We start from the raw sequence: 20,151 nt of genomic DNA on the forward strand, positions 1-20,151 counted from the left end.
TGGCGAGGTATCAGCGGCTGGGACGTGAGCGCTGGTACTCCGCCTCTGCCTTTTCCCGCTCGCTGTCCAGATGGCTGGCTATGTCCCTAATGTCGGCGTACATCTTGTTCCCCACCTTGCGCAACGGCACGGGGAATGTGCCGGCCGACGAGAGCTTGTAGCCCCAACTCTTTGTGAGCGCCAAGGCCTCGCAGGCCTGATCGAAGTCAAGCAGGGTGGCGTTCCCAAATCTGCCGACCAGCAGGTACAGCGCGCTGATCGTGCTCATTGCCTCCCTCCCATTGCGCGGATCAGCGCCGCGCAGTGTGCTGCATAGTTCTTGTTGCTCACCACCCCGTCAGAATCCCACTCGGCAGCCTGTTGGTCGCACAGACTCGCTGCCGTCTCAAGTAGGTGCCTGGCGGCCTGCTCGGCCTGGTCCACGCTCGGCTTGGCTGCAGCAGCTGCGGCCTCGATGCAACCGATAGCCCCCAAGACTGCGTTGTTGAAGCCCTCGTTGTATCGAGGGTCTGCCTCGTCCGAGTTGTTCAGCATTCCCGCGACGTCTGAGCGCACTGCAGCCAACGAGGCCTGGGCGCGTGCGTCGGTCGGTTGCGCCACGGCATTGATTGCCGCATGGCCGTCGTGATCGTTACCGACGAGGGCGGCGAGCTCGGCATAGGTGGGAAAGGCACGGGTGCCGGCACGGTACTCCGCCAGCATCGCGCCGAGGGCCTGGAATTGCGTTTGGCTGGCCCCTTCTTGAATTACACCGTCGACCAGCGGCATAGCTGCCTCAAACGTGTGAATGGCAGCCCCCAGTTGCTGCAGCGAATCGTCCAGCATGCCTGGGCTCGCGTTGACAGCCGGCGTGGTTACTGATTTCGCGGCGATGAGCAGATCCACTGCATACTTCGGCAGTCGGTTCAGATTTCCGTTCATGATGTCAGGCTCCCAGGAAGCGCCAGAAGGCGGCAGCCAGGCGACGCAGCGCGCGCCGGCGGGAGTTGAAGTAGCGGCTGGCGCAGTAGCCACCCAGGCCGCAGCGGCGGATGTGCGGGCGGATCATTGCTTGCCTCCGGTCTTCTTGGCGGCACTCCCACGCTCCGGGTTGTAGCGGTCAAAGTTCTTCTGGATGTGCTCGGCCTCGCCAGCGACAAACACCATTGCGGCAGCATTGCGCGCAGTGTTGGCTGCGGTGAACAGAATGCCGGATAGGGCTTCTTCGTCGATCCCACCCGCACCAGTTAGGCCAGTCCTGCAGCCAGCGTCAGACAGCACATCGGCAATGCTGCGCAACTCGACCTCAGCCTGGTCGGAGAGCTTTCCGAACCATTCGAGCTCGCCCATGCTCATGCCTTGCCACGAGCGATTCCACAGCCAGAGCAGGGCCTCATCTGCGGTTGCAGGCTTATCAATCTTGGTATCAGCCATGGCGGGGCTCTCCGTCCAATTCGAAGCGGCCGGTGCGGATCTCTCCCAAGTCCTGTACTGCCAGCTCGAGCGTTACGCCCATACGGGGGGCAAGCTCGAGCGCCAACGAGTGGAACTGTTCGAGGTCGTGTGCGTCTTCGCATTTCTCCGCAACCCAGAGCAGGACGCCAAGGATGTTGGAGACAGTGTTGATGCGATTGGCAGCCTCAGCGACTCGCGGCGCTTGCTTGGCGGTGGTGGTCATTGGGCACCTCCATTCCCAAGCAGACGGCCCGACACGATCCGATGCAGCTCACTGAATCGGTCTACATACCAGTGCGGCTGCGTTTCCCGTGGCGATGACGGGTTCGTCAGGTTCTTGCCGTAGCGCTGGCCGCGTTCGGTGACGCACCAGAATCGCTTCTCGCCCTTGGTGGTGCTCTTGCGGGTCCGCTGCTCGATCATCCCGGCGTCGCGCAGCAGCTCGTTGTAGGCGATGGCGGTGGTCGCGATGCGATGCTCTTGCAGCAGCTTCGTGATCGGTGCCGTCGGCATCGAAGATCCGTCCACGTCGGCCGGGGCGTCGACGACGTAGCCAGGCAGAAAGTCAGCCTTCAGTCCGTTCTGCTCGGCAATCTTCTCCAGCATCGCTACCTGCGAAGACGGGGAAGGCCGGAGCAACCGCGTGAAGCATTCAAGGATGGCGAGCTCGCCGACGATCTTGTTGGGCGCTGCCTTAGCCTGGCCGCGAGCGATACGGTCCGCGGCTTCGGCATCGCCAGAAATGAGCTCGTCAAAGGCGCGGATGACGCGCAGGTGGAACGCAGCGCTAACCCACATCGCATAGGCATAGACCAGTTCCTTGCAGACGTAGGTGCCCGGCGCGGCGCCGCCGCGAATGGACTCCGCTGGAGCTAGCGCCATTTCTGGCGTTAGCTCTGCCTCGAGCGCTTGATATGCGTCGGTGCGTGTCCAGCGGTTGGGGCTATGGCGCTCCTCGCCCCCCGCCGCACGATGGACGTCGTTCAGGCAGTAGCGCCCATCCGCGTCGTTGCCGATCTTGATGCCGAGTAGGATGAGCGCGGTCATTGGGCACCGCCTTTTGCCATGTCGCGAGTGATGTCGCTGGCCAGCGAGTACGTGTCGCGGCCCAGGGATTCGGCCAGGATCGCGATTGCGTCCAGCAGGCCGGCGGTAGTCCGCGGTGAGATCACCGTATAGGACTGCTCTTGACCCGGGTCTGCATCGGCCAGGCCACGCTGCTCGGTCTCGAAGGCATTCAAGACGCGGGCGATAGCCCGGATGCCGTCGAGGCCGCTCGCGAGCTTTCGGAAGTCCCGCGCAGCGGTCAGGCGAAGGCCGCTAGGGACCATATCACCGAAATCGTCGCCGTCTTCGCTGTTGTTGTCGAAGAACACCGGCAGCGATTCCCCCCCAAACTTCTTGGGGATAGTACAGGTGTCTGCTAAAGTGCGAGGCGTGGGGATTCCCACCTGCCCCAGCGGGGTAGTGTCTTTTTGCATGGTTAGAGTCCAATGCTGAAGATTGAAGTTGGGAAGTGACGCTGCTAACGTTGTTTCCCGGGAGAGCCGCACCAGCTGCTAACTGGTGCGGCTCTTTGTTTTTGGGCTGTGCTATTCGATTTGTGTCTGTTTCTCCTCTTTGTTCTCGGCGCGCGCATGTTGCCGAAAGGCCTCCTCTAGGATGAGGCAAGCCTGCCCGGAAATGGTCCGTAGCTGATCCGCTGCCTGCTGAGCCAACCAATCCCGGACCTCGGGCCGCACCTTTACGACTACTGTTGCGCTCCGCTTGTCTGCCATCTGCTACACTCCGTTAAGAAAAGTATATTGATGTGCATTGGAGTTCATCGTAGCAACTCTCTTTGCACCTGTAAATCTTTTTTTTACTCAAATGAACGAAACTGAATCCATTGGTTCGCGCATAATCCGTGCGAGAGCAGCCCAAGGCATGAGCCAGGCCGAGCTTGCCGAACGTGCAGGAGTTGCCGCCACGCAAGTCGCGCGGTGGGAGCGAGGCAAAGCGTCGCCCCGTCCAGAGACAGTCCATAAACTCGCTGCGCTCCTCAACGTCGAGCCGCTATGGCTCGAAACTGGGCTCGGAGACATGCCGCCTTCCCCAAGTGGCTACGGTTCGGCCGAGGGCATGCGCGAGGCTTCCGAATCCGGTCTAGCATGGCCAATGCCCCGACGAAACTTGCCTGTGCGTCCGGGCGTCAGATTGATGCTTCCCGAGGAATTGGAGGGGCAACTCCGGGCTGCAGCTGAATCCGCTGGCCGCAGCCTGAGCGCCGAGATTGCGGAGCGACTAGGCCGTTCGTTCACCCAACAGCAGTCCTTATCGGAGGCGCAGTCTGCCCTTGATGCGCTGGCGAAAGCGTCCGCGCGAAGCGAGCAATTGTTTGCGATGTATCGCAACGTGTTGGTTGCTGTCAGCAAGATGTATCGGAACACCCTGCAGGTGCTTCCAGAAGGGACTACGCCTTTTAGTAAGCGCATCAATACCCTGCTGAAGGAAGCGGCGGATGCACTCATCGCAGAGAATTTCATTGCCGCTCTTGCCCCCTTAGGAGAGGCCGTTCGACTCGGTAAAGAGGCGGGAATTTTCGACGAAAACGGTGCGCTGACGCCAAAGTTCCGCCATCTCAATAAACCATAAAAGGGGCAACTATCTGCCTGACCCCGCTTCAATTCATGCGGTCCTAGGGTAAGTGGTGTTGCGGAGGTCGTATTTGTTCTCATGAGGCAATCCTAAAAGCTCGTTGGTCGGGTGGCTTTTAAACTTGTTTAAAGCTTGCTGGCGTGCGAGCTAAGGCCAGGATCTGCCTCCGCACGTGCGAGCTTTTCCCCCAGGATCACCCTGGCCAGGTCAGCGAACGCTCGGGCGTCCTCGGCCTCGATCACCAGATCGCCGTAGTTCGTCTGAATCGTGAATCCGCGTTCCATGTCCGGTACTTGCTTAGCGAGCGCGTAGCTGAGGCGGCGGCCCTGCTCGATGGCCTTACACATTGCTGCTCTCCTTGCTTGTTGCAAATCGTATAGGGTGACGGTTGGAATCTGCAGGGTGACGCATGTCACCTGGCGGCCATCCTATGATTGCGGCGGGGTTTGGCCGTTACGGACGATCGGCCGAGGCGGCAGAAAACAGGTCAGCGGGGCGGGGCACTGATTCCCGCGCTCTCTCGGACTCAATGATTTCGCGTGCCAGCGCGATCATGCCCTTAGGTGTGAACAGCAACTGCGACACCGCCTCGTGCTCACCGCTGCTGCGCTCGATTGTCTTGACGCGGTGGCGGACCAGGCCGGCCCTTTCCTTCTCTGCATAGCCGGTCAAACGCCTGCCCCCGCCGTGCCGGTGCGCCCATCCGTTCTCAACTAGCCAGTTGGCAAACTTGCGCTCCGGCAGCTTGAGGCATTTCGCCGCTGCGCGAATGCACAAGTCTCCGCCGGCCGCGGCAATCCGGTCGTGCGCTGCAACCTTCGGCGCGTCCTGCGCAACCTTGTGTTCGAGCACCGCGCGTTGTTCGAACTGATCGGCCCAGGCGCGAGCAGCCTCGGCCGGGTTTGCGAAATTGGGAAGGGCGGGCGCACCGGCGCTCCTCTGCTCGAGGGCCGTCATGCGATCAAACACCTTGGCCTGCAGCTCGAAGGAATAGCTCATCGCCATCAGGCAGGCTTCGCGCTTGGGGAACCGGTAGCAGGATGCAGCGCGGGTTCCGCCGTTCGGTCCAGGCACAGGGTATGTGGCGGAAAAATTCCCGGCACATGCACCAAGCACCACCAACACCTTCGTGAGGAAGTCGGAATGCTCCAGCTTGGCATGGCCCTTGGATGGGAAAGCTGAGCCGGCGGCCTCCGCCAGCTCCTTGCGATGGGCATTTATGTATTCCACCAAGTCCAAGCTGGACATGGTGATGACACCGCCTTGCGACGGCGACATCGGTGTTGCCTGCTGCGATTGCTGTGCGGGTGCCATGGCTGCTTCAACGAGTGACGTTGAGATGCAGAGTAGCACCCTGCTACTTCTCTTGCAATAGCTAATTGCGATTTTTGCAATGGCTTTTTGCTTGTGTCATGCAAATGACGTCGCGCGATGAAACGGGATGGATGCCCTGACTCTGCCCAACACAAAGACCATCTGATCGGATGGCACTTCCCATGCGCTGTAGGCGGAATTGTCTGAACGAACCATGATCGCTCGGCCGATCCGCTGCAGCCGCTTAAGCATGATGAGGCAGTTTGCGCTTTCGGGGGGATCGATGCTGAAAAGGTAGATTCCGTCGGACTCAACGCGCTTTGTGGCTGTGTCGAGCAGCAGCAGATCGCCGGAGACGATAGTGGGTGCCATAGCATCTCCCCTGGCCTCCACAAGCCTCAGTGTTCTCGGGTCCTGGAGTTTCGTTAGGTTTCGAAGAAAGTTAGTCGACATTTCAATGGCGCGGATCATCGACGGCCCGTGAATGTCGTCTGGCCCGGCAACGCCATCCCATATCTGCCCGCTACTGTACGGCGCAAGATACTCACGAACGACGATGCTCCTTGGCACCATCGGCCTGAGCGAAGGCCTGCGCTGACTGGGCGTCACGGAGGTGAGCGCTTCAGTTTCCGGTGGCATATCAATTGGCAGATCCCTCCGCGCTCTCGGCATTGGCCACGCTTGCGCGCCGTCAAGGGCCCCCACGTCCAGATCCAGAATTGTTTCCAAGCGCCTCGCAGTGATTGAACCCATGTTCCGGGTGCCGTTGTTTATCTGGCTCAGATAGCTCGCAGACAATCCGGTCTTTTTTGAAAGCGCGAGGATGGTTCCGTGCAGACGGATCAAGCCTTGTAGGTTGTCTCGCCGTATCTGATTGATGTCCATGATGTCCGAAGGGTGGGGGTGTCCCCCTATTAGATAGCAAATTGCTTTGCGTGGGAAGTCGCCAAAAATTTGCGTAGCAGTAGCTATATGCTATTCTTGTGCAAATGACTGGTGGAAAGCTATGAACGCAAAGCAATTTCTCGACAAGTATGGGCGGACGGAGTCGGAGCGTGTTGCTCGCGCCGCAGGAACCAACTATGCCTACTTTTCGCATATCGCTCACGGTCATCGACGCCCGTCGGTTGATCTCGCTGAGCGTCTGATCTTTGCCTCCGATAGCCGCTTGACCTTTGAAGGGTTGCTCCGCGGCGTGCCGGCGGAGTTGGTATCCGGCAGCGCCGAGGGGCGCGCGGCATGACGCTAGCCATTGACCCTCGGTTGCTCACCTGGCTGGCCCTCGCCTGCATCGCCGGCTTCGTCATCTGGTTGCTGGTGGTTGGCGCCATTCTGCTGTGGATCCACCGTCGGCCGAGCGGCCACAACGTCCTGCCGCTTCGGCGCCGCCGGCCGCCGCAGGGCTACTCCGATCCCCGCTACGACCCGCGCATCTTCCGGAGCAAGCGATGACTGTCTTCTTTCGCGGAATGAGCTGGGCTGACCGATTGCGTGAGCGCCGGATCCTGCGGCACGCCAAGCGCGCGCTGGCGGCGCCGTCGGTGGCCGAGGCCAGGGTGCATTTCGACCGGATGTTTGCCGAGGTGGGAAGGCGAAGCCCAGAGCAGATCGCGCGGATGGAAGCGCTCTTCGGGATTGGCTAGATGAGCCCAAATTCTTCTCTTCCTAGAGAATTTATACGCTCTGGATGTGTTCAACTGCCAAGGCAGAAAAGACGCGTGGTGGTGAAGATGAAGACTAATTTGAAGCGCCTCGTTTTGTGGGCCTACTGCCGTGGCTGGATCAGCCTTGCGCGGGCGACCCGCATCTTCGAGCGCTTTGGCCTGAGCAAGTACTGACCAGTTACCGCACACGGCTAGGCTGATCCCCGAAGAGGGCGGACTCCTCCACCTGCCCCTGCCGAGTGCTCCTATTCCTGTGGAGTGATGGAGGACGGCCAATGCAATCCATTCCCCTTGACGCGATGATGGCCGATATCAAAGCCACGTTTCCCAAGTTCTTTACCAGACCCCTTGCCGAGTTCGGTGCGCAATGGGCTCACGTCGGTGGAATCTGGACCGGCGGAGATCAGGTCTTCATGCCCGACGACCTGCCCATCTTTTCGACCTTGCATTACGGGGAGCCCGAGTACGACGGGCCGACTCACACGGGTTTTGCGGCCTGGCTTGAGGCCCGTGGCTGGAGCTGGGATCAGTATGACGGCGCAACGTTCTTCCTGGTGCCGCTGACCTACTTCGACGAGCCGGGTGGCCAACGATGACAGACAGGGCGCCAAAGCCCGAGAAACGGGCTCGCTACCGGAAGATCGAGGTGCGCATGTGGAGCGACGAGAAGTTCCGCGAACTGTCGCCAATCCCACCATGCGGGCAAGGCCTGTGGCTGTTCCTGCTGACCGGCCCGCAGACCGGCCCGATCCCTGGCCTGTTTCGCGCGGGGCGGGCGGTGCTTGCGGATGAACTCGGCTGGGAAATGGAAGCCTTCGACGAAGCCTTCGCGGAAGCCTTCCATTTAGGCTTAGTGAAAGCCGACTGGAAAGCAAAAGTGGTGTGGATTCCGAACGCAATCAAGTGCAATCGGCCCGAGTCGGCGAACGTCATCAAGTCGTGGCGCGATGAGTGGGACTTGATCCCCGAATGCGACCTGAAAAGGGAGGCTTACGAGTCCCTGAAATCCAAGCTGCGCGCGGGTTCGGAGGCTTACGAGAAGGCTTTCGTTGAGACATGCCGGAAGCCTTCCCCGAAGCCTTCCCCGAAGGCATCCCACTTTTCTTCCGACAATCAGGAGCAGGAGCAGGAGCAGGAGCAGAAGAAAGAAAAACACTTGTCGGGCCAGCCCGACGAGAGCCCGCCTTCGGACGCAGTCGAGCCTCCGGATCGCGAAGGTGACGCAGCGGGTGAAGGCATCGATGCCGATCCGGATTTCGAGGAAGCGTGGAGGGCATACCCCCGGCGTGAAGGTGGCAATCCGAAAGCCTCGGCGCTGAAGGCGTGGAACGCCAGGGTGAGGGCAGGGGATTCGCCGGCGGAGATGCTGGCCGGGGTCCGACGGTACGCGGCGTTCTGCCTAGCCCAGGGGAACGTGGGCACCCGGTTCGTGAAGCAGGCGTCGACGTTCTTCGGCCCGGATCGGCACTTTGCGGAGCCGTGGGCCGTCGCCGAGCAACCGACCGACCCCTCAGGGGGTGGGACCAGTGGCGACGCCGATTGGTGGGTGCGCGCGGGCTTCGCGAAGCGCTGGGAAGCCGAATACGCGGGGGTAACCCCCGGCAATCTGCACCTGTGGCGCGGTGGTCGACCGGTGCGGGCCATCCAAGGGGTGCAGGTCGAACCGTGGCCAGACGGTGAGGTGCCGGCATGAACGCCCACGAACTCAGCCAGCTGATGGCCGACCGCGCGGCCGACATCGCGGCGTACCTGCTGCCGAACGGCAAGCGCGCCGGCCAGGAATGGAAGGTCGGCTCGGTGGACGGCGAGGCCGGAAAATCGCTCTCAGTCCGCATAGCTGGCGCAAAGCGCGGTGTGTGGAAGGACTTTTCCGGCGGTGCGGGCGGTGACTTGCTTGACCTGTGGGCGAGCTGCCGCGGGTTGTCGACAGCGGAGGCGATGCGCGAGGCGAAGGCCTACCTGGGCATCCGAGACACGATGCCAGAGCGGCCCTCGCGCCCGGTGTACAAGCGTCCCGAGCGGCCAGCCGTCCAGACACCAAAGGCGGGCGCGCTCGAGTGGCTGGTGTCCCGAGGCCTGACGGTGGAGACGATTGCCGCCTTCAAGGTCGCCGAGCAACTGCGCGGCGGCAAGACCTATGCGGTGCTTCCGTACCTGCGCGACGGCGAACTCGTGAACGCGAAATACCGCAACGTCGCTGACAAAAAGGACATGCGGCAGGAGGGCGGCGCGGAGCCGTGCCTATTCGGTTGGCATCTGATCGACCCGAAGGAGCGCACCGTGGCGATCTGCGAGGGAGAGATCGACGCCATGACGCTCCATCAGGTCGGCATTGCCGCGCTGTCGGTCAATGCCGGTGCCGGCAATCACCAGTGGATCGATTCGGACTGGGAGCGCCTGGAGCGCTTCAGCGAGATCCTGCTGTGCTACGACAACGACGAGGCAGGGCAGAAGGGTGTGCGCGAGGTAGCGAATCGCCTGGGCCTCGAGCGCTGCAAGATCGTCCATTTCGATCAGGCCAAGGACGCCAACGAGTACCTACAGGCCGGCGCAAGCGGCGAGGACTTCGACCACTGCATTCGCTGTGCACGGCCCTTCGACCCCGAGGAACTGCGCTCGATGGCCGATTTTTGGCCAGGCGTGAAATCGCTGTTCTATCCGGCCCGCGACGCGATCATGAACCCGGTGCTGAGTCTCTGCGCTCAGCATCAGTACTGGTTCGAATTCCGCCCGGGTGAAACCACACTCTGGACCGGCTACAACGGGCACGGCAAATCGCTGCTGCTGAACCAGGTTCTGATTGGCGTCATGCTGCACGGCGAGCGGATCTGTGTGTTCTCCGGCGAGATGCGGCCGGAGCAGCAAGGCAAGCGTATGGCGAAGCAGCTCGGCGGCGTCGACAGGCCGACCGTGCCGTTCCTCGATTTCATGGGCGGCTGGCTGCGCGAGCGGATGTGGATCTTCAACTTGGTGGGCAATGCATCAATCGATCGGCTGATCGAGGTCTTCGGCTACGCCTACCGCCGCTACGGCATTCGCCATTTCGTGATCGACAGCCTGATGATGACCGACGTACCAGAGGACGGTCCCGGCGCCATGTCGGCCCAGAAAGAGGCGATGCGCAAGCTGACCACGTTCGTGCGCAGCACCGGCACGCATCTGCACATCGTGGCGCACCCGCGAAAGGGCCAGGACGAAAAAAGGGCGCCGGGGAAGATGGACGTTGCCGGCAGCGGCAATCTGACCAATGGGGCAGAGAACGTCTTCTCCGTCTGGTCCGCTCAGAAGCAGGACGGCGAAGAGGCGAACGACGAATGGGATGCGTGCCTGGAGCTGTTCAAGCAGCGCAACGGGGACGTGCAGCACAAAAAGCTGGGGCTCTACTACAACCGAGCCGCGATGCAGTTCAGCCTGACGCCAGCGCGGCGCCCGCATTGCCACGTGCAATTCAGCGCGGAACCACAGGAAGAGGCCGCATAACGTGATTCAGGAGCGAAACGCAGTGACGGAACACCACATCGAGGACGAGCCGGCCATGTTCATGGATGCCGGCCAGGCCATCCAGTTCGCCTTCCTGATGGAAGAGTACGAGAGCTCGCCCGAATGCATGACCTGGCAGGCGATCCGGAAGGTGCTGCAGATGCTGGGCCTGCGCCGGCGCCTGGAGGAGATGATCGGCCGCACGGGTACGGTCAACTTCAAGGGGCTGCAGCCGCTGGAGATCCGGGGGCAGTGCCAGATGATTCGCTCGAGCATCGCGCACCGTCTGCACCCGGCCGAGGCAGCGGTGCTGATCGCCCGGCATACGCACAATCCATTGGCGAAGGCCAAGGCCATCACCTATCTCAGCGAATACGTGTTCCCCGCGGCGGCGGGCACAAACGGTGGCCAGCGCTTGGCGTTCGACTACTTCGTGCTGCGCTGCTTTCCCACGCGCAACATGGAGGCAGGGGAGCGCGCCGACATTGCCGAGCGCCTGGGCCTGAAGCCGAAATCCTCCGCGGCCTATGTGCGCACCGCGCGCCGGCGCATCAAGGAACTGACCGTGCGCGCCGATCAGCGCATGCAGGCAATCTTCCTCGAGGAGGGCCTGGTCGATGCGCAAGCCTAAGATTGCCGCCGGCGGGCTGCTGTGGCGCGTGGATCCTTCCCGGCAGGAGGCTGGCCCGGCCGACACCGCCAACGAGCCGGACGCTGCGTTCCTGGTGAGCCGGATGGTGGAGAAGGGCATCGCCAAGCGGGCGCCGCTGAAGCGCCGCCGGGTGTTGCAGTACGCCAGCAAGCGGGCCGAGCGCGATCGCCAGGAAGCCGAGGAGGCTGCGCGCAACGTCATGCGTCACCGCGTGGCGGCCAACGAGAAGCGCTACCCGGAAATCCTGGCCCAGGTGCGTGGCGCGGAGTTCCTGGCCTGGTACGAGCGAGCGGCCGGCGAGCCGTGGGACCCGCACTTCGAGGCGGACCTGGAGGAGATCCGGTACCGCGTGCTGCTGGCCCAGCAGAGAGAGTCAGCACAACGGGTTTGACACAGCGAAGAAATTTGTGCAGTATGGCTACGTGTCAGAAAGTCCGTAAAGCGACTTCCGACGAAAGCCCGCCCGGTGTAAGCCGCGCGGGCTTTCTCTTTTTCTACTTGCCACGCTTGGCTGGCGTTTTTGGCTTGTCCGGTGCTTGCGTCAGGACGGAGCCGGCAAGCTTCTTTGCGGCTTGGGTGGAACTCTTCTGTTGCAGCACCTTGCCGGCAAGCGATGAAAGTTCTTTAGATGATTTTTCGTTCTTTGCCATACCATTTTCCTCCCGTTTAATAGGTACTTTCCATCGTAGTGGCGGGACCTTTATGTGCGATCCCCCTATAAGAGGGAGGAACGGGTAAACCACGTCAACGTCACAACTACCCAACGGCATAATCGAGTCTCTATCCAATGGGGAGACATTCGTGGGCGCAAACTTCTTCTTCGACAAGCTGCTGCCGGCACATGATCCTGAATCGCGCGACGAGCCGGATAGCACGAGGCAGGTTGAGATCTTCACTCACGGTGATGGTATGTACCTCCGCGTCGGTCGTCTTAACGAAGAGCACGAAGGGCAGGGGTTCGCTGTAGAGCTGTCCGAGGCCGACGCGAGGGAATTGGCAGAAGGGCTTGATCGGGCGATGTTCTACTTTGGCTACAAGAGGTAGGTGAAGCCGCAATCGAATTGCTGGATCGATGCTGTCGGGGGAAGCCCCCTCTGAACCGGCCCGCTAGGTGAAAGCCAGCGGGCCTTTTCATTTGCGCTTCGTCTTCCGGTGGGTAGAGAACCGCCGCTCAACCCGGAGCCTCCCGGGGCACCCAGGCGGAAAAATGGGTGCGCCTCCTTTTGTGGCGCTGATCCGCTTCGAGGCAATCAGCGAACCGCAGCACGCAGCGCCGGGCCTAGCCTGGCGTAGTCGGATGTGTGCAGAGCGCCAGGGCTGCAACCCTGGCGCGGAGCTGGTGGAAGCCCAGCCTATTCACGTTCACGGCCGGTGCGTGCGCAGCCAGTCCTTCAGCGCATCGTTCATGCGGGTTTGCCAGCCTTCGCCGCTGTCCCGGAAGGCAGCCAGCACCTCCGCGTCATAGCGGATCGTGACGGACTCTTTCGGGTTGGCGAGCTTGGGCCGGCCACCACGGTTTTTGATCACCTCGCCAAGCGGCTTCATCGCCTTGATTTCGTCGGCGCTGAGCTCATAGGTATCGGGATCAGCGGCAATGCCGCGATTGATAGCCTCATCCTCTTCAGGGGTCGGCATCACGATCTTACGATTCTTGAACATCACGAATCTCCTTACTGTTTGCCTTGCGCAGGCTGATGATGCGAAGGGTTTCGCCCCGCTGCGTGAATACCACGCAATACAGGCGGTCACCGATGAGGCCGAAGCCGATCTCGCGCAGTTCACTGTAGTCGTGGCGGGTGTCGGGGCGAACCATCACTTCCGACCATTCAATCTCAGCAGCGAGGGCCAGGGACACGCCATGCTTGGCAATGTTGGCGGCGTCTTTGTTGGGGTCGAAAGTGATTTCCATGCAAGTAATTGTAGTTACGGAAACCACGTAAGTCAAAAGGTTTTTGTAACTACATGAAGATTGTCTCATCGGGCATCCCGCCCGATTCGCCCGCCATGCGCGGGCTTTTTCTATTCAGGGGTAGCCATGGCTAAAGCGATGACTGCGCCGGGCCCGTTCGCGCTTGCCTTAATGAAGGCGCTGGGATTGCCCGCCCGCACCGTGTCGTTCGAACTGCGCTGTGCCGTCAACGAAGTGGTAACGGTCAAATGCGAGTACCACCCGGATGAAAGCACTGCTGCCGGGTTTGATGCTCAGCCGCTTCTGTCCAAGTACAAGCTGGTTGAGATGGACGAAGGGGAGGCCGAGCTCACCGCTCAGGATGCACGGGACAAGCCCTTCGTTCCCCAGCCGCAACCGGTGCGGCACGGTACGGAAGACGACCTGCTGGCCGCGGCTGTGGTGGTGCTTGGGCCGGTGGCTTTGCTGCTGCTGGTGTGGCTGGTCGGCTGGCTTCGCTCGGCATGAGCAAACACAAGCAGAAGCTGTCGACGCTGGGCAGCCGGCTTGCCATGGTGCCGGAGCGGCTGCAAGTGATGCAGCCCGGATCCTGGCGCACCAGCGGCCAGACATCGGTGCAACGTGGCTACGGCTACCGCTGGCAGAAGGAGCGGGCCGCCTACCTGCAGGAGCATCCGTTCTGTGTGTATTGCCTGCGCGCCGCTGGCATCGAAGCCGCCAGCATCGAGGCTGTCATCCTGGCCTGCGCAGACAAGGCGGTGCCGCTGCCGTATGCGACTGTGGTAGACCACCGGACCCCGCACCGCGGGGACCAGGCGCTGTTCTGGGACCGCAGCAATTGGCAGTCACTTTGCGCTACGCACCACAGCAGCGACAAGCAGCGGGAGGAGCAGAGATGAATCGCCGGGTTGCTGCCCTTCATCGCACCCATGTGTCGGGCGAGACTAACCATCGGATCTCAATCTCTTCGCTATAAGTCTCGCGCCTACGGATGGCATTGTCGATGGATGTGTTCGTAGTCCAGTTTCCTCTGGCTGTGTAGAGTGCGATATGAAGTCGCAGGTTTGTGTAGCCGTTTTTCAGATCGATGTGCGCCTCGATCGTCTGCTCCGGGACATTGCTGCCTTCAATCTCGATGGCGGTGTAGATGTCCCACCCCGCGTGGTTGTGCGGTTCACCGGAGTGCTTCCGTGGTTGTACGCCCTGGCGCATTGCCCACACCAAATCAATAACCTTGGTTTTCTCTGTGCCTGGGATAGCGATACGAAACTCGGGAATGACTGAGAAGCCACGTTTGGCGCCCAGCCGGGTTAGCGCAGCGTAGGTGTCGTACTTCGTGAAGGTCATGGTCGTCCTGAGCATAGTGATCGAAGGTTTCGGGTGGTCGCGTTGCAGTATAGCCAGCGCCAGCTCGTTGTTAGGGAGCGGCGAGGGGGGGTGAAAGTCTGACCGGCCCGGCCGGCCTAGACCACCCGTTCCCCCACGCGCGGAAAATTTCCCCCTTTTCAAAGGAATTCAGCAAATGGCAGGCGTCAAAGGTCGCAGCGGAGGCGCGCGCGTCAACGCCGGCGGCGCTCGCCCCGGCGCTGGGCGGAAGCCGAAGGCCGATCAGAAATCAGCAAATCCGCCAACGGGTGGCGTGGCGATATCCATGGAGCCACAGCCGCACGGCGGCAAGCTGAAGCGGGCCAAAGCTGAGCCGGTGCCGATCGCTGATCGGGACATGCTCGAATTGCTTCAGGCCATTGCACTCGGGCAGGTCGACGCGACGACGACCCAGGTGCGCGCGGCGATTGCAGCGGTGCAGTACACCCATACGAAGAAGGGCGACGGCGGTAAGAAGGACGCACAGAAGGACGCAGCCAAGAAGGCAGGTGGCGGTCGCTTCGCGTCGGCCGCACCTCCTAAGCTGGTTGCGTCCGGCGGAAAGAGTGTCTGATGCCTACTTGGACAACCGCATGCCCGGATTGGGCAGACCGGCTGCGCCGCGGGCGATCGATCATTCCGGCACCGATCTTCCCGGATGAGGCAGAAAAGGGACTAGAGGTCATGCGCTCGCTGCGCATAGTCGATGCGCCTGGTAGTCCCACCATTGGGGAGTCGTCGGGCCAGTGGATCTTTGACCTGGCCGCGACGGTGTTCGGTGCCTACGACGCAGAGAACGGTCGGAGGCTCATCACGGAATGGTTCGTGATGCTGCCGAAAAAGAACTTCAAGTCGGGGCTCGCCGCGTCGATCATGCTGACGTGCCTGATTCGCAACTGGCGCCAGTCCGCCGAGTTCACCATCCTGGCCCCGACCCTGGAGGTCGCAAACAATAGCTTCGGCCCTGCACAGGACATGGTGCTCTTCGAGGAGCCTGATGAGGACGACCAGCTGGCCGATCTCATTCAAGTCCAGACGCACGTCAAGACGCTCACCCATCGCGAGAAGAATGCGAAGCTAAAGGTGATCGCAGCGGATCCGAATACGACGGCCGGCAAGAAGAGCGTCGGAACGCTGATCGAGGAGTTGTGGCTGTTCGGCAAGCAAGCCAACGCGAAGGAGATGCTGCGCGAGGCGTTGGGCGGCCTGGCGTCACGCACGGAAGGGTTTGTGATCTGGATCACGACGCAGAGCGACGAACCGCCAGCTGGGGTGTTCAAGGAAAAGCTGCAGTACGCCCGAGACGTTCGCGACGGAAAGATCCACGATCCACAGTTTCTACCGATCATCTACGAGCATCCGCCGGAGATGGTCAAGTCTGGGGAGCACCTGCGTGTCGAAAACCTGGGGATGGTCAATCCGAACCTGGGGCATTCCGTTGACCAGGCATTCCTGGAGCGTGAGCACCGTAAGGCCAGCGAAGAAGGTGAGGCGTCGCTTCGCGGCTTCCTGGCAAAGCACGGCAACGTCGAGATCGGCCTGAACCTGCGCTCCGATCGCTGGGCCGGCGCGGACTTCTGGGAGGCTGCGGCCATCCCGGTCTTCGATCTGAAGGAGTTGTTAGAGCGGTGTGAGGTCGTGGTGACCGGCACCGACGGCGGCGGCTTGGACGACCTGTTGGGCTTGAGCGTGCTCGGCCGGGAGAAGGGCACGGGGCGCTGGCTCGCCTGGTTCCATGCTTGGGCGCACAAGATCGTTCTGGAACGCCGCAAAGAGATCGCGCCGATGCTGCTTGATTTCCAAAAGCAGGGCGACTTGACGATCGTGGAGAAGCCAGGCGAAGACGTGGCCCAGGTAGCCGACATAATTTGCCAAATTCGAGATGCCGGGCTCCTGCCTGATAAGCACGCCGTTGGTGTCGACGCCGCTGGCATCGGCGACCTGGTGAATGAGTTGGTGACCGAGGAAAGGGGCATCACCATGGATCAGATCGTCGCGATCCGACAGGGCTACTCGCTCAATGGCGCAATCAAGACCTGCGAGCGCCAGGTGGCCGCCAAGAACTTGGTACATGCTGGCAGCCCGCTGATGAACTGGTGCGTCGGCAACGCGCGCATCGAGGACAGGGGAAACGCCATCCTGGTGACCAAGCAAGCCTCCGGCAAAGCCAAGATCGACCCGCTGATGGCTCTATTCGACGCGGTTTCGCTGATGACGCTCAACCCCGCAGCCAAGGGGCCGTCGGTCTACGAGTCGCGCGGCATCCGTTTTCTTTGAGGTCTAGATGGGCATCCTTGATTTTTTCCGCGGCGCGACGCCAGCGGACGGCGGCGCTCGCCAGTACGTGGACATCCCACGTGTTGAGCCGGCGCTCCGGGACTTGCACCAGCAAGCCAGCGCGCCACGGGCCGAAGCTTCGGGGGGACTGACGTTCAACGGGTTGAACGATCCGGCCCTGCTCGCGTACATCCGTAGCGGCACCGCAGACGGCGGTGCGCCAGGGGCCGAGAGTCTCCGGAACATGGCGGTGCTGCGCTGCGTGACGCTGATCTCCGAAGCGATCGGCATGCTTCCCGTAAATCTCATCAATGGTGGGGACGAGAAGCGGATCGAGGCGCAACACCCGGCACACCGACTGCTGAAGCGGAAGCCGAACGACTGGCAGACACCATACGAGTTTAAGAGCCTGGTCCAGTTGCATACGCTGCTGGATGGTCAGGGCTTTGCACGGGTGATCTGGTCGGGCAATCGGCCTATCCGCATGATTCCATTCCGCCGCGACTCGGTGAAGCCAAAGCTCACGAACGACTGGCAGATGGTCTACGACTACACGCGGCCAGATGGTGTCGTGGTGCCATTGACTGCGCGCGATGTCTTCCATCTGCGCGATCTATCCCTGGATGGCGTGAACGGCATTTCGCGCATCAAGCTGGCGCGCGAGGTGCTGGGATTGGCGCAGGACGCCGAGCGGGCGGCTGCTCGCACGTTCAAGACCGGCGTGATGGCCGGCGGGGCGATCGAGGTGCCAAATGCGCTCTCTGAGCCTGCCTATGTACGCATGAAGACGTCCCTCGCAGAGAATCACTCCGGGCCGGACAACGCCGGGAAATTCATGCTTCTCGAAGAAGGCGCTAAGGCGGCGAAGTGGGCCAACACGGCCTCCGATGCGCAGCAAATAGAGAACCGGAATCACCAGATCGAGGAGGTGGCGCGCGCCTATGGCATACCGCGGCCCTTGCTCATGATGGATGACACGAGCTGGGGCAGCGGGATCGAGCAGCTCGCTATCTTCTTCGTCCAGTACGGCCTGGCTCACTGGTTTATCGCCTGGGAGCAGGCAGCGGCCCGCGTCCTGCTCGCCGAGCACGAGCTGGACGACCTGCAGTTCAAGTTCAACGAGCGCGCGCTGTTGCGCGGCACGCTCAATGACCAGGCCAACTTCTTCGCCAAGGCACTCGGGGCCGGCGGACAGAAGCCCTGGATGACACAGAACGAGGTGCGGGAGGTTTCCGATCTGCCCAAGTCGAGCGACCCGCAAGCCAACGACCTCAAAAACCCGATGACCCAGAAGGGAAAGACCAATGAGCCTCCTGCAACTGCCTGAGATCCGAGCCGACTACCGGCTGACCTCGGCGCACTTCGACATGCGCCCGGACGCGCTGGACCGCTGGGACCCAAGCGTGCGCGCGGCCCAGGAGGACGAGGCCACCATCTCAATCTATGACGCGATCGGCGAGAACTGGGACGGTACCGGGGTGACCGCCAAGCGCATCAGCGCCGCGCTGCGCAGCATCGGCGCGCGGGATGTCATGGTCAACATCAACTCGCCGGGCGGTGACTTCTTCGAGGGCGTGGCCATCTACAACCTGCTGCGCGAGCACAAGGCCAAGGTGACCACGCGCGTGCTCGGCGTGGCCGCGTCCGCTGCCTCTGTCATCGCGATGGCCGGCGACGACATCGAGATGGGGGACGGCACCTTTTTTATGGTCCACAACGCATGGGCGGTGGCCATCGGAAATCGGCATGACCTGGAGAAGGCCGCAGCTACCCTGGCGCCGTTCGACGCGGCGATGGCGTCGGTCTACGCGAAGCGGACCGGCATCGCCGAGTCCAAGATCGTCAAGTTGATGGACGAGGAGACCTGGATCGGCGCCGGGCGCGCGGTTCAGGACGGATTTGCCACGCGTCTGATGGATGGCGCGGAGATCGACAAGAACCCCACCGCCTCGGCCGATCGCAAGGCCATGGCGCTGATTGAGGCATCGATGGCGAAGGCGGGCTATTCCCGCTCCGCGCGCCGCGACGCCTTCAAAGCCCTTTTCTCCGGCAAGCCTGGCGCTGCCGACGAAACCGCCATGCCGCGCGCTGGCCAAGAGCTTGCAGCCTCGCTGCAGGCGACCATTTCGATTGTTCAAGGAACCTGACATGCAACATCAAAACCGTGTGCCGCGCGGCATCCAATCGGTCCGCGCGGACGTTACCATGCCCGAAGTGAAGGCCCTGGTGGATAACCTGGGCAAGGCATTTGCCGCCTTCAAGGAAGAGCACACCAAGCAGCTCGAGGCTGTGAAATCCGGCCTCCCGACCTCGGACATTACCGCCAAGGTGGAAAAGATCAGCACTCACCTCGACACGCTGCAGACCGCTGTCGACGAGGCGAACGTGAAGATTGCCGCCGCCCAAATGGGCGGCAACGGCGTCCCCCTGAAGGATAAGGAATACACCGATGCCTTCCGCGCTCACTTCAAGCGCGGCGACGTGTCGGCTTCCCTGAACAAGGGTACCGCTCCGGAAGGCGGCTATCTGGCCCCGATTGAGTGGGATCGCACGATCACCAGTCGCCTGGTGCTTGTGTCGCCGATGCGTGCAATTTGCGCAATCCAACCGATCTCTACCGCCGGCTTCACCAAGCTGTTCAACAACCGCGGCACCACTTCGGGCTGGGTAGGCGAGAAGGCGGCGCGCCCGGAGACGAACACGCCGACGTTCGGCAGCCTGACGTACACCCCAGGCGAGATCTATGCGAACCCGTCGGCTACCCAGGCGATGCTGGACGACGGCGAGGTGAATCTCGAGACCTGGCTGGCTGGCGAAGTGGAGACCGAGTTTGCCTACCAGGAAGGCATTGCGTTTCTGTCGGGCGATGGCGCCAATAAGCCATTTGGCATCCTGACGTATATCACCGGCGGCGCGAATGCGGCGGCCCATCCGTGGGGGGCAATCCAGATCGTGAAAAGCGGGGCAGCCGCCACCATCACTTCGGACAGCGTGATCGATCTCACCACCGCGCTGCCGAGCGCCTATACCGCAGACGCGCGCTTCACCATGAGCCGCAATGCCCAGGGCGCGGTGCGCAAGTTGAAGGATGGACAGGGCAACTACCTGTGGCAGCCTTCGTATCAGGCCGGGCAGCCGGCAACGCTTGCGGGGTACCCCATCACGGAAGTGCCGGGCATGCCCGATGTGGCAGCTAACTCGACGCCGCTGATGTTCGGCGACTTCAAGCGTGGCTATCAGATCGTGGATCGCGTCGGCGTGCGCGTGCTGCGTGACCCGTTCTCGAACAAGCCCTACATCAACTTCTACACCACGAAGCGCGTGGGCGGCGGTCTGCTGAACCCGGATGTGCTCAAGGCACTGAAGATCTCGATCTAAACGCGATGGCGGCCGGTGGCCCGGTGGCCACCGCTGCCCAA

Annotated in this window: 31 protein-coding genes; 17 read left to right on the top strand and 14 right to left on the bottom strand. The window is 61.9% G+C overall.

What is annotated here, in order from left to right; translation table 11 throughout:
* Positions 1-10 precede the first annotated feature (10 nt).
* From AC3FOF_RS04935 to AC3FOF_RS04965, 7 genes are read right to left on the bottom strand one after another with little or no spacing between them, the layout of a single operon-like run.
* The gene (locus AC3FOF_RS04935) at positions 11-268 is read right to left on the bottom strand and encodes a helix-turn-helix transcriptional regulator (protein WP_488725949.1); all 258 of its coding nucleotides are present in this window, start codon (positions 266-268) and stop codon (positions 11-13) included.
* Positions 265-921: a hypothetical protein gene (locus AC3FOF_RS04940; protein ID WP_488725950.1), complete on the bottom strand. Its 657-nt coding sequence runs from the start codon at positions 919-921 to the stop codon at positions 265-267. The genes AC3FOF_RS04935 and AC3FOF_RS04940 overlap by 4 nt, the downstream gene beginning before the upstream one ends.
* 4 nt (positions 922-925) lie before the next feature.
* Entirely contained in the window at positions 926-1,048 is a 123-nt protein-coding gene (locus AC3FOF_RS04945; protein ID WP_488725951.1) for a hypothetical protein, read from the bottom strand.
* A complete protein-coding gene (locus AC3FOF_RS04950; protein ID WP_488725952.1) occupies positions 1,045-1,413 on the bottom strand; it encodes a hypothetical protein in 369 nt (122 codons plus the stop codon). Before AC3FOF_RS04950 ends, AC3FOF_RS04945 begins: the two co-directional genes overlap by 4 nt.
* A complete protein-coding gene (locus AC3FOF_RS04955) occupies positions 1,406-1,657 on the bottom strand; it encodes a hypothetical protein (protein ID WP_488725953.1) in 252 nt (83 codons plus the stop codon). Before AC3FOF_RS04955 ends, AC3FOF_RS04950 begins: the two co-directional genes overlap by 8 nt.
* The gene (locus AC3FOF_RS04960; protein ID WP_488725954.1) at positions 1,654-2,481 is read right to left on the bottom strand and encodes a KilA-N domain-containing protein; all 828 of its coding nucleotides are present in this window, start codon (positions 2,479-2,481) and stop codon (positions 1,654-1,656) included. Before AC3FOF_RS04960 ends, AC3FOF_RS04955 begins: the two co-directional genes overlap by 4 nt.
* The gene (locus AC3FOF_RS04965) at positions 2,478-2,915 is read right to left on the bottom strand and encodes a hypothetical protein (RefSeq protein ID WP_488725955.1); all 438 of its coding nucleotides are present in this window, start codon (positions 2,913-2,915) and stop codon (positions 2,478-2,480) included. Before AC3FOF_RS04965 ends, AC3FOF_RS04960 begins: the two co-directional genes overlap by 4 nt.
* A 334-nt stretch (positions 2,916-3,249) precedes the next feature.
* Between AC3FOF_RS04965 and AC3FOF_RS04970 the strand changes: the two genes are divergently transcribed.
* Positions 3,250-4,068, top strand: coding sequence for a helix-turn-helix domain-containing protein (locus tag AC3FOF_RS04970; protein WP_488725956.1), 819 nt, complete (start codon positions 3,250-3,252; stop codon positions 4,066-4,068).
* A gap of 128 nt (positions 4,069-4,196) precedes the next feature.
* Here the strand turns inward: AC3FOF_RS04970 and AC3FOF_RS04975 are convergent, their stop codons facing one another.
* The 3 genes from AC3FOF_RS04975 to AC3FOF_RS04985 form a co-directional block, all read right to left on the bottom strand.
* The gene (locus AC3FOF_RS04975; protein ID WP_488725957.1) at positions 4,197-4,418 is read right to left on the bottom strand and encodes a hypothetical protein; all 222 of its coding nucleotides are present in this window, start codon (positions 4,416-4,418) and stop codon (positions 4,197-4,199) included.
* 106 nt (positions 4,419-4,524) lie between these two features.
* Positions 4,525-5,385 (bottom strand): phage antirepressor KilAC domain-containing protein, encoded by an 861-nt coding sequence (locus tag AC3FOF_RS04980; RefSeq protein ID WP_488725958.1) that lies wholly within the window; start codon positions 5,383-5,385, stop codon positions 4,525-4,527.
* A gap of 96 nt (positions 5,386-5,481) precedes the next feature.
* Positions 5,482-6,270 carry a S24 family peptidase gene (locus AC3FOF_RS04985; RefSeq protein WP_488725959.1) on the bottom strand — a complete coding sequence of 263 codons (789 nt, stop codon included), beginning with the start codon at positions 6,268-6,270 and terminating at the stop codon, positions 5,482-5,484.
* A 121-nt stretch (positions 6,271-6,391) separates the two neighbouring features.
* Between AC3FOF_RS04985 and AC3FOF_RS04990 the strand changes: the two genes are divergently transcribed.
* From AC3FOF_RS04990 to AC3FOF_RS05025, 8 genes are all read left to right on the top strand, one after another.
* On the top strand, positions 6,392-6,628 hold the full coding sequence (locus AC3FOF_RS04990; protein ID WP_488725960.1) for a transcriptional regulator: 237 nt from the start codon (positions 6,392-6,394) through the stop codon (positions 6,626-6,628).
* Positions 6,625-6,837: a hypothetical protein gene (locus AC3FOF_RS04995; RefSeq protein WP_488725961.1), complete on the top strand. Its 213-nt coding sequence runs from the start codon at positions 6,625-6,627 to the stop codon at positions 6,835-6,837. Before AC3FOF_RS04990 ends, AC3FOF_RS04995 begins: the two co-directional genes overlap by 4 nt.
* The gene (locus AC3FOF_RS05000; protein WP_488725962.1) at positions 6,834-7,028 is read left to right on the top strand and encodes a hypothetical protein; all 195 of its coding nucleotides are present in this window, start codon (positions 6,834-6,836) and stop codon (positions 7,026-7,028) included. Before AC3FOF_RS04995 ends, AC3FOF_RS05000 begins: the two co-directional genes overlap by 4 nt.
* Positions 7,029-7,324: 296 nt before the next feature.
* Positions 7,325-7,645: a hypothetical protein gene (locus AC3FOF_RS05005; RefSeq protein WP_488725963.1), complete on the top strand. Its 321-nt coding sequence runs from the start codon at positions 7,325-7,327 to the stop codon at positions 7,643-7,645.
* A gap of 56 nt (positions 7,646-7,701) precedes the next feature.
* Positions 7,702-8,742, top strand: a complete 1,041-nt coding sequence (locus AC3FOF_RS05010) for a hypothetical protein (RefSeq protein ID WP_488725964.1) — start codon at positions 7,702-7,704, stop codon at positions 8,740-8,742.
* A complete protein-coding gene (locus tag AC3FOF_RS05015; protein ID WP_488725965.1) occupies positions 8,739-10,529 on the top strand; it encodes a toprim domain-containing protein in 1,791 nt (596 codons plus the stop codon). Before AC3FOF_RS05010 ends, AC3FOF_RS05015 begins: the two co-directional genes overlap by 4 nt.
* Before the next feature lie 22 nt (positions 10,530-10,551).
* Positions 10,552-11,160 carry a hypothetical protein gene (locus AC3FOF_RS05020; RefSeq protein ID WP_488725966.1) on the top strand — a complete coding sequence of 203 codons (609 nt, stop codon included), beginning with the start codon at positions 10,552-10,554 and terminating at the stop codon, positions 11,158-11,160.
* The gene (locus AC3FOF_RS05025) at positions 11,147-11,572 is read left to right on the top strand and encodes a hypothetical protein (RefSeq protein WP_488725967.1); all 426 of its coding nucleotides are present in this window, start codon (positions 11,147-11,149) and stop codon (positions 11,570-11,572) included. The genes AC3FOF_RS05020 and AC3FOF_RS05025 overlap by 14 nt, the downstream gene beginning before the upstream one ends.
* Positions 11,573-11,675: 103 nt before the next feature.
* On the opposite strand, the gene AC3FOF_RS05030 is transcribed toward AC3FOF_RS05025, so the two are convergent.
* Positions 11,676-11,831 carry a hypothetical protein gene (locus AC3FOF_RS05030; protein WP_459573156.1) on the bottom strand — a complete coding sequence of 52 codons (156 nt, stop codon included), beginning with the start codon at positions 11,829-11,831 and terminating at the stop codon, positions 11,676-11,678.
* 151 nt (positions 11,832-11,982) lie between these two features.
* Between AC3FOF_RS05030 and AC3FOF_RS05035 the strand changes: the two genes are divergently transcribed.
* The gene (locus AC3FOF_RS05035) at positions 11,983-12,225 is read left to right on the top strand and encodes a hypothetical protein (protein WP_488725968.1); all 243 of its coding nucleotides are present in this window, start codon (positions 11,983-11,985) and stop codon (positions 12,223-12,225) included.
* A gap of 318 nt (positions 12,226-12,543) precedes the next feature.
* Here AC3FOF_RS05035 and AC3FOF_RS05040 read toward each other — a convergent pair whose 3' ends face one another.
* Both AC3FOF_RS05040 and AC3FOF_RS05045 read right to left on the bottom strand, forming a co-directional pair.
* Positions 12,544-12,840: a BrnA antitoxin family protein gene (locus AC3FOF_RS05040; RefSeq protein WP_488726116.1), complete on the bottom strand. Its 297-nt coding sequence runs from the start codon at positions 12,838-12,840 to the stop codon at positions 12,544-12,546.
* Entirely contained in the window at positions 12,824-13,090 is a 267-nt protein-coding gene (locus AC3FOF_RS05045) for a BrnT family toxin (protein WP_488725969.1), read from the bottom strand. Before AC3FOF_RS05045 ends, AC3FOF_RS05040 begins: the two co-directional genes overlap by 17 nt.
* A gap of 126 nt (positions 13,091-13,216) precedes the next feature.
* Here AC3FOF_RS05045 and AC3FOF_RS05050 point away from each other — a divergent pair, with 126 nt between their 5' ends.
* Positions 13,217-13,597 (top strand): hypothetical protein, encoded by a 381-nt coding sequence (locus AC3FOF_RS05050; protein WP_488725970.1) that lies wholly within the window; start codon positions 13,217-13,219, stop codon positions 13,595-13,597.
* Positions 13,594-13,989 carry an HNH endonuclease signature motif containing protein gene (locus tag AC3FOF_RS05055; RefSeq protein WP_488725971.1) on the top strand — a complete coding sequence of 132 codons (396 nt, stop codon included), beginning with the start codon at positions 13,594-13,596 and terminating at the stop codon, positions 13,987-13,989. Before AC3FOF_RS05050 ends, AC3FOF_RS05055 begins: the two co-directional genes overlap by 4 nt.
* Before the next feature lie 19 nt (positions 13,990-14,008).
* Here the strand turns inward: AC3FOF_RS05055 and AC3FOF_RS05060 are convergent, their stop codons facing one another.
* Positions 14,009-14,437: a hypothetical protein gene (locus tag AC3FOF_RS05060; RefSeq protein ID WP_488725972.1), complete on the bottom strand. Its 429-nt coding sequence runs from the start codon at positions 14,435-14,437 to the stop codon at positions 14,009-14,011.
* 175 nt (positions 14,438-14,612) lie between these two features.
* On the opposite strand from AC3FOF_RS05060, the gene AC3FOF_RS05065 reads away from it, so the two are divergent.
* Genes AC3FOF_RS05065 through AC3FOF_RS05085 form a run of 5 tightly spaced genes read left to right on the top strand, consistent with a single transcriptional unit; the run spans position 14,613 to position 20,110 of the window.
* Positions 14,613-15,029 carry a hypothetical protein gene (locus AC3FOF_RS05065; protein ID WP_488725973.1) on the top strand — a complete coding sequence of 139 codons (417 nt, stop codon included), beginning with the start codon at positions 14,613-14,615 and terminating at the stop codon, positions 15,027-15,029.
* Entirely contained in the window at positions 15,029-16,732 is a 1,704-nt protein-coding gene (locus AC3FOF_RS05070; RefSeq protein ID WP_488725974.1) for a terminase large subunit, read from the top strand. Before AC3FOF_RS05065 ends, AC3FOF_RS05070 begins: the two co-directional genes overlap by 1 nt.
* A gap of 7 nt (positions 16,733-16,739) precedes the next feature.
* Positions 16,740-18,059 carry a phage portal protein gene (locus AC3FOF_RS05075; RefSeq protein ID WP_488725975.1) on the top strand — a complete coding sequence of 440 codons (1,320 nt, stop codon included), beginning with the start codon at positions 16,740-16,742 and terminating at the stop codon, positions 18,057-18,059.
* Entirely contained in the window at positions 18,037-18,879 is an 843-nt protein-coding gene (locus AC3FOF_RS05080) for a head maturation protease, ClpP-related (RefSeq protein ID WP_488725976.1), read from the top strand. Before AC3FOF_RS05075 ends, AC3FOF_RS05080 begins: the two co-directional genes overlap by 23 nt.
* 1 nt (position 18,880) lies before the next feature.
* On the top strand, positions 18,881-20,110 hold the full coding sequence (locus tag AC3FOF_RS05085; protein WP_488726117.1) for a phage major capsid protein: 1,230 nt from the start codon (positions 18,881-18,883) through the stop codon (positions 20,108-20,110).
* Positions 20,111-20,151: the final 41 nt, after the last annotated feature.

The organism is Cupriavidus sp. 96C5-1, assembly GCF_057798855.1.

Excerpts from the sequence above, each read along its gene's own strand:
- AC3FOF_RS04950 (WP_488725952.1), bottom strand. The coding sequence starts at position 1,413 with ATGGCTGATACCAAGATTGATAAGCCTGCAACCGCAGATGAGGCCCTG.
- AC3FOF_RS05080 (WP_488725976.1), top strand. The coding sequence starts at position 18,037 with ATGAGCCTCCTGCAACTGCCTGAGATCCGAGCCGACTACCGGCTGACC.
- AC3FOF_RS04940 (WP_488725950.1), bottom strand. The coding sequence starts at position 921 with ATGAACGGAAATCTGAACCGACTGCCGAAGTATGCAGTGGATCTGCTC.
- AC3FOF_RS05040 (WP_488726116.1), bottom strand. The coding sequence starts at position 12,840 with ATGTTCAAGAATCGTAAGATCGTGATGCCGACCCCTGAAGAGGATGAG.
- AC3FOF_RS04955 (WP_488725953.1), bottom strand. The coding sequence starts at position 1,657 with ATGACCACCACCGCCAAGCAAGCGCCGCGAGTCGCTGAGGCTGCCAAT.
- AC3FOF_RS05010 (WP_488725964.1), top strand. The coding sequence starts at position 7,702 with ATGTGGAGCGACGAGAAGTTCCGCGAACTGTCGCCAATCCCACCATGC.
- AC3FOF_RS04985 (WP_488725959.1), bottom strand. The coding sequence starts at position 6,270 with ATGGACATCAATCAGATACGGCGAGACAACCTACAAGGCTTGATCCGT.
- AC3FOF_RS04945 (WP_488725951.1), bottom strand. The coding sequence starts at position 1,048 with ATGATCCGCCCGCACATCCGCCGCTGCGGCCTGGGTGGCTACTGCGCC.
- AC3FOF_RS05030 (WP_459573156.1), bottom strand. The coding sequence starts at position 11,831 with ATGGCAAAGAACGAAAAATCATCTAAAGAACTTTCATCGCTTGCCGGC.
- AC3FOF_RS05005 (WP_488725963.1), top strand. The coding sequence starts at position 7,325 with ATGCAATCCATTCCCCTTGACGCGATGATGGCCGATATCAAAGCCACG.
- AC3FOF_RS04935 (WP_488725949.1), bottom strand. The coding sequence starts at position 268 with ATGAGCACGATCAGCGCGCTGTACCTGCTGGTCGGCAGATTTGGGAAC.
- AC3FOF_RS05025 (WP_488725967.1), top strand. The coding sequence starts at position 11,147 with ATGCGCAAGCCTAAGATTGCCGCCGGCGGGCTGCTGTGGCGCGTGGAT.
- AC3FOF_RS05065 (WP_488725973.1), top strand. The coding sequence starts at position 14,613 with ATGGCAGGCGTCAAAGGTCGCAGCGGAGGCGCGCGCGTCAACGCCGGC.
- AC3FOF_RS05000 (WP_488725962.1), top strand. The coding sequence starts at position 6,834 with ATGACTGTCTTCTTTCGCGGAATGAGCTGGGCTGACCGATTGCGTGAG.
- AC3FOF_RS05070 (WP_488725974.1), top strand. The coding sequence starts at position 15,029 with ATGCCTACTTGGACAACCGCATGCCCGGATTGGGCAGACCGGCTGCGC.
- AC3FOF_RS05050 (WP_488725970.1), top strand. The coding sequence starts at position 13,217 with ATGGCTAAAGCGATGACTGCGCCGGGCCCGTTCGCGCTTGCCTTAATG.
- AC3FOF_RS04980 (WP_488725958.1), bottom strand. The coding sequence starts at position 5,385 with ATGGCACCCGCACAGCAATCGCAGCAGGCAACACCGATGTCGCCGTCG.
- AC3FOF_RS04990 (WP_488725960.1), top strand. The coding sequence starts at position 6,392 with ATGAACGCAAAGCAATTTCTCGACAAGTATGGGCGGACGGAGTCGGAG.
- AC3FOF_RS05045 (WP_488725969.1), bottom strand. The coding sequence starts at position 13,090 with ATGGAAATCACTTTCGACCCCAACAAAGACGCCGCCAACATTGCCAAG.
- AC3FOF_RS05055 (WP_488725971.1), top strand. The coding sequence starts at position 13,594 with ATGAGCAAACACAAGCAGAAGCTGTCGACGCTGGGCAGCCGGCTTGCC.
- AC3FOF_RS04995 (WP_488725961.1), top strand. The coding sequence starts at position 6,625 with ATGACGCTAGCCATTGACCCTCGGTTGCTCACCTGGCTGGCCCTCGCC.
- AC3FOF_RS04960 (WP_488725954.1), bottom strand. The coding sequence starts at position 2,481 with ATGACCGCGCTCATCCTACTCGGCATCAAGATCGGCAACGACGCGGAT.
- AC3FOF_RS04975 (WP_488725957.1), bottom strand. The coding sequence starts at position 4,418 with ATGTGTAAGGCCATCGAGCAGGGCCGCCGCCTCAGCTACGCGCTCGCT.
- AC3FOF_RS05075 (WP_488725975.1), top strand. The coding sequence starts at position 16,740 with ATGGGCATCCTTGATTTTTTCCGCGGCGCGACGCCAGCGGACGGCGGC.
- AC3FOF_RS05015 (WP_488725965.1), top strand. The coding sequence starts at position 8,739 with ATGAACGCCCACGAACTCAGCCAGCTGATGGCCGACCGCGCGGCCGAC.
- AC3FOF_RS04965 (WP_488725955.1), bottom strand. The coding sequence starts at position 2,915 with ATGCAAAAAGACACTACCCCGCTGGGGCAGGTGGGAATCCCCACGCCT.
- AC3FOF_RS05085 (WP_488726117.1), top strand. The coding sequence starts at position 18,881 with ATGCAACATCAAAACCGTGTGCCGCGCGGCATCCAATCGGTCCGCGCG.
- AC3FOF_RS05060 (WP_488725972.1), bottom strand. The coding sequence starts at position 14,437 with ATGACCTTCACGAAGTACGACACCTACGCTGCGCTAACCCGGCTGGGC.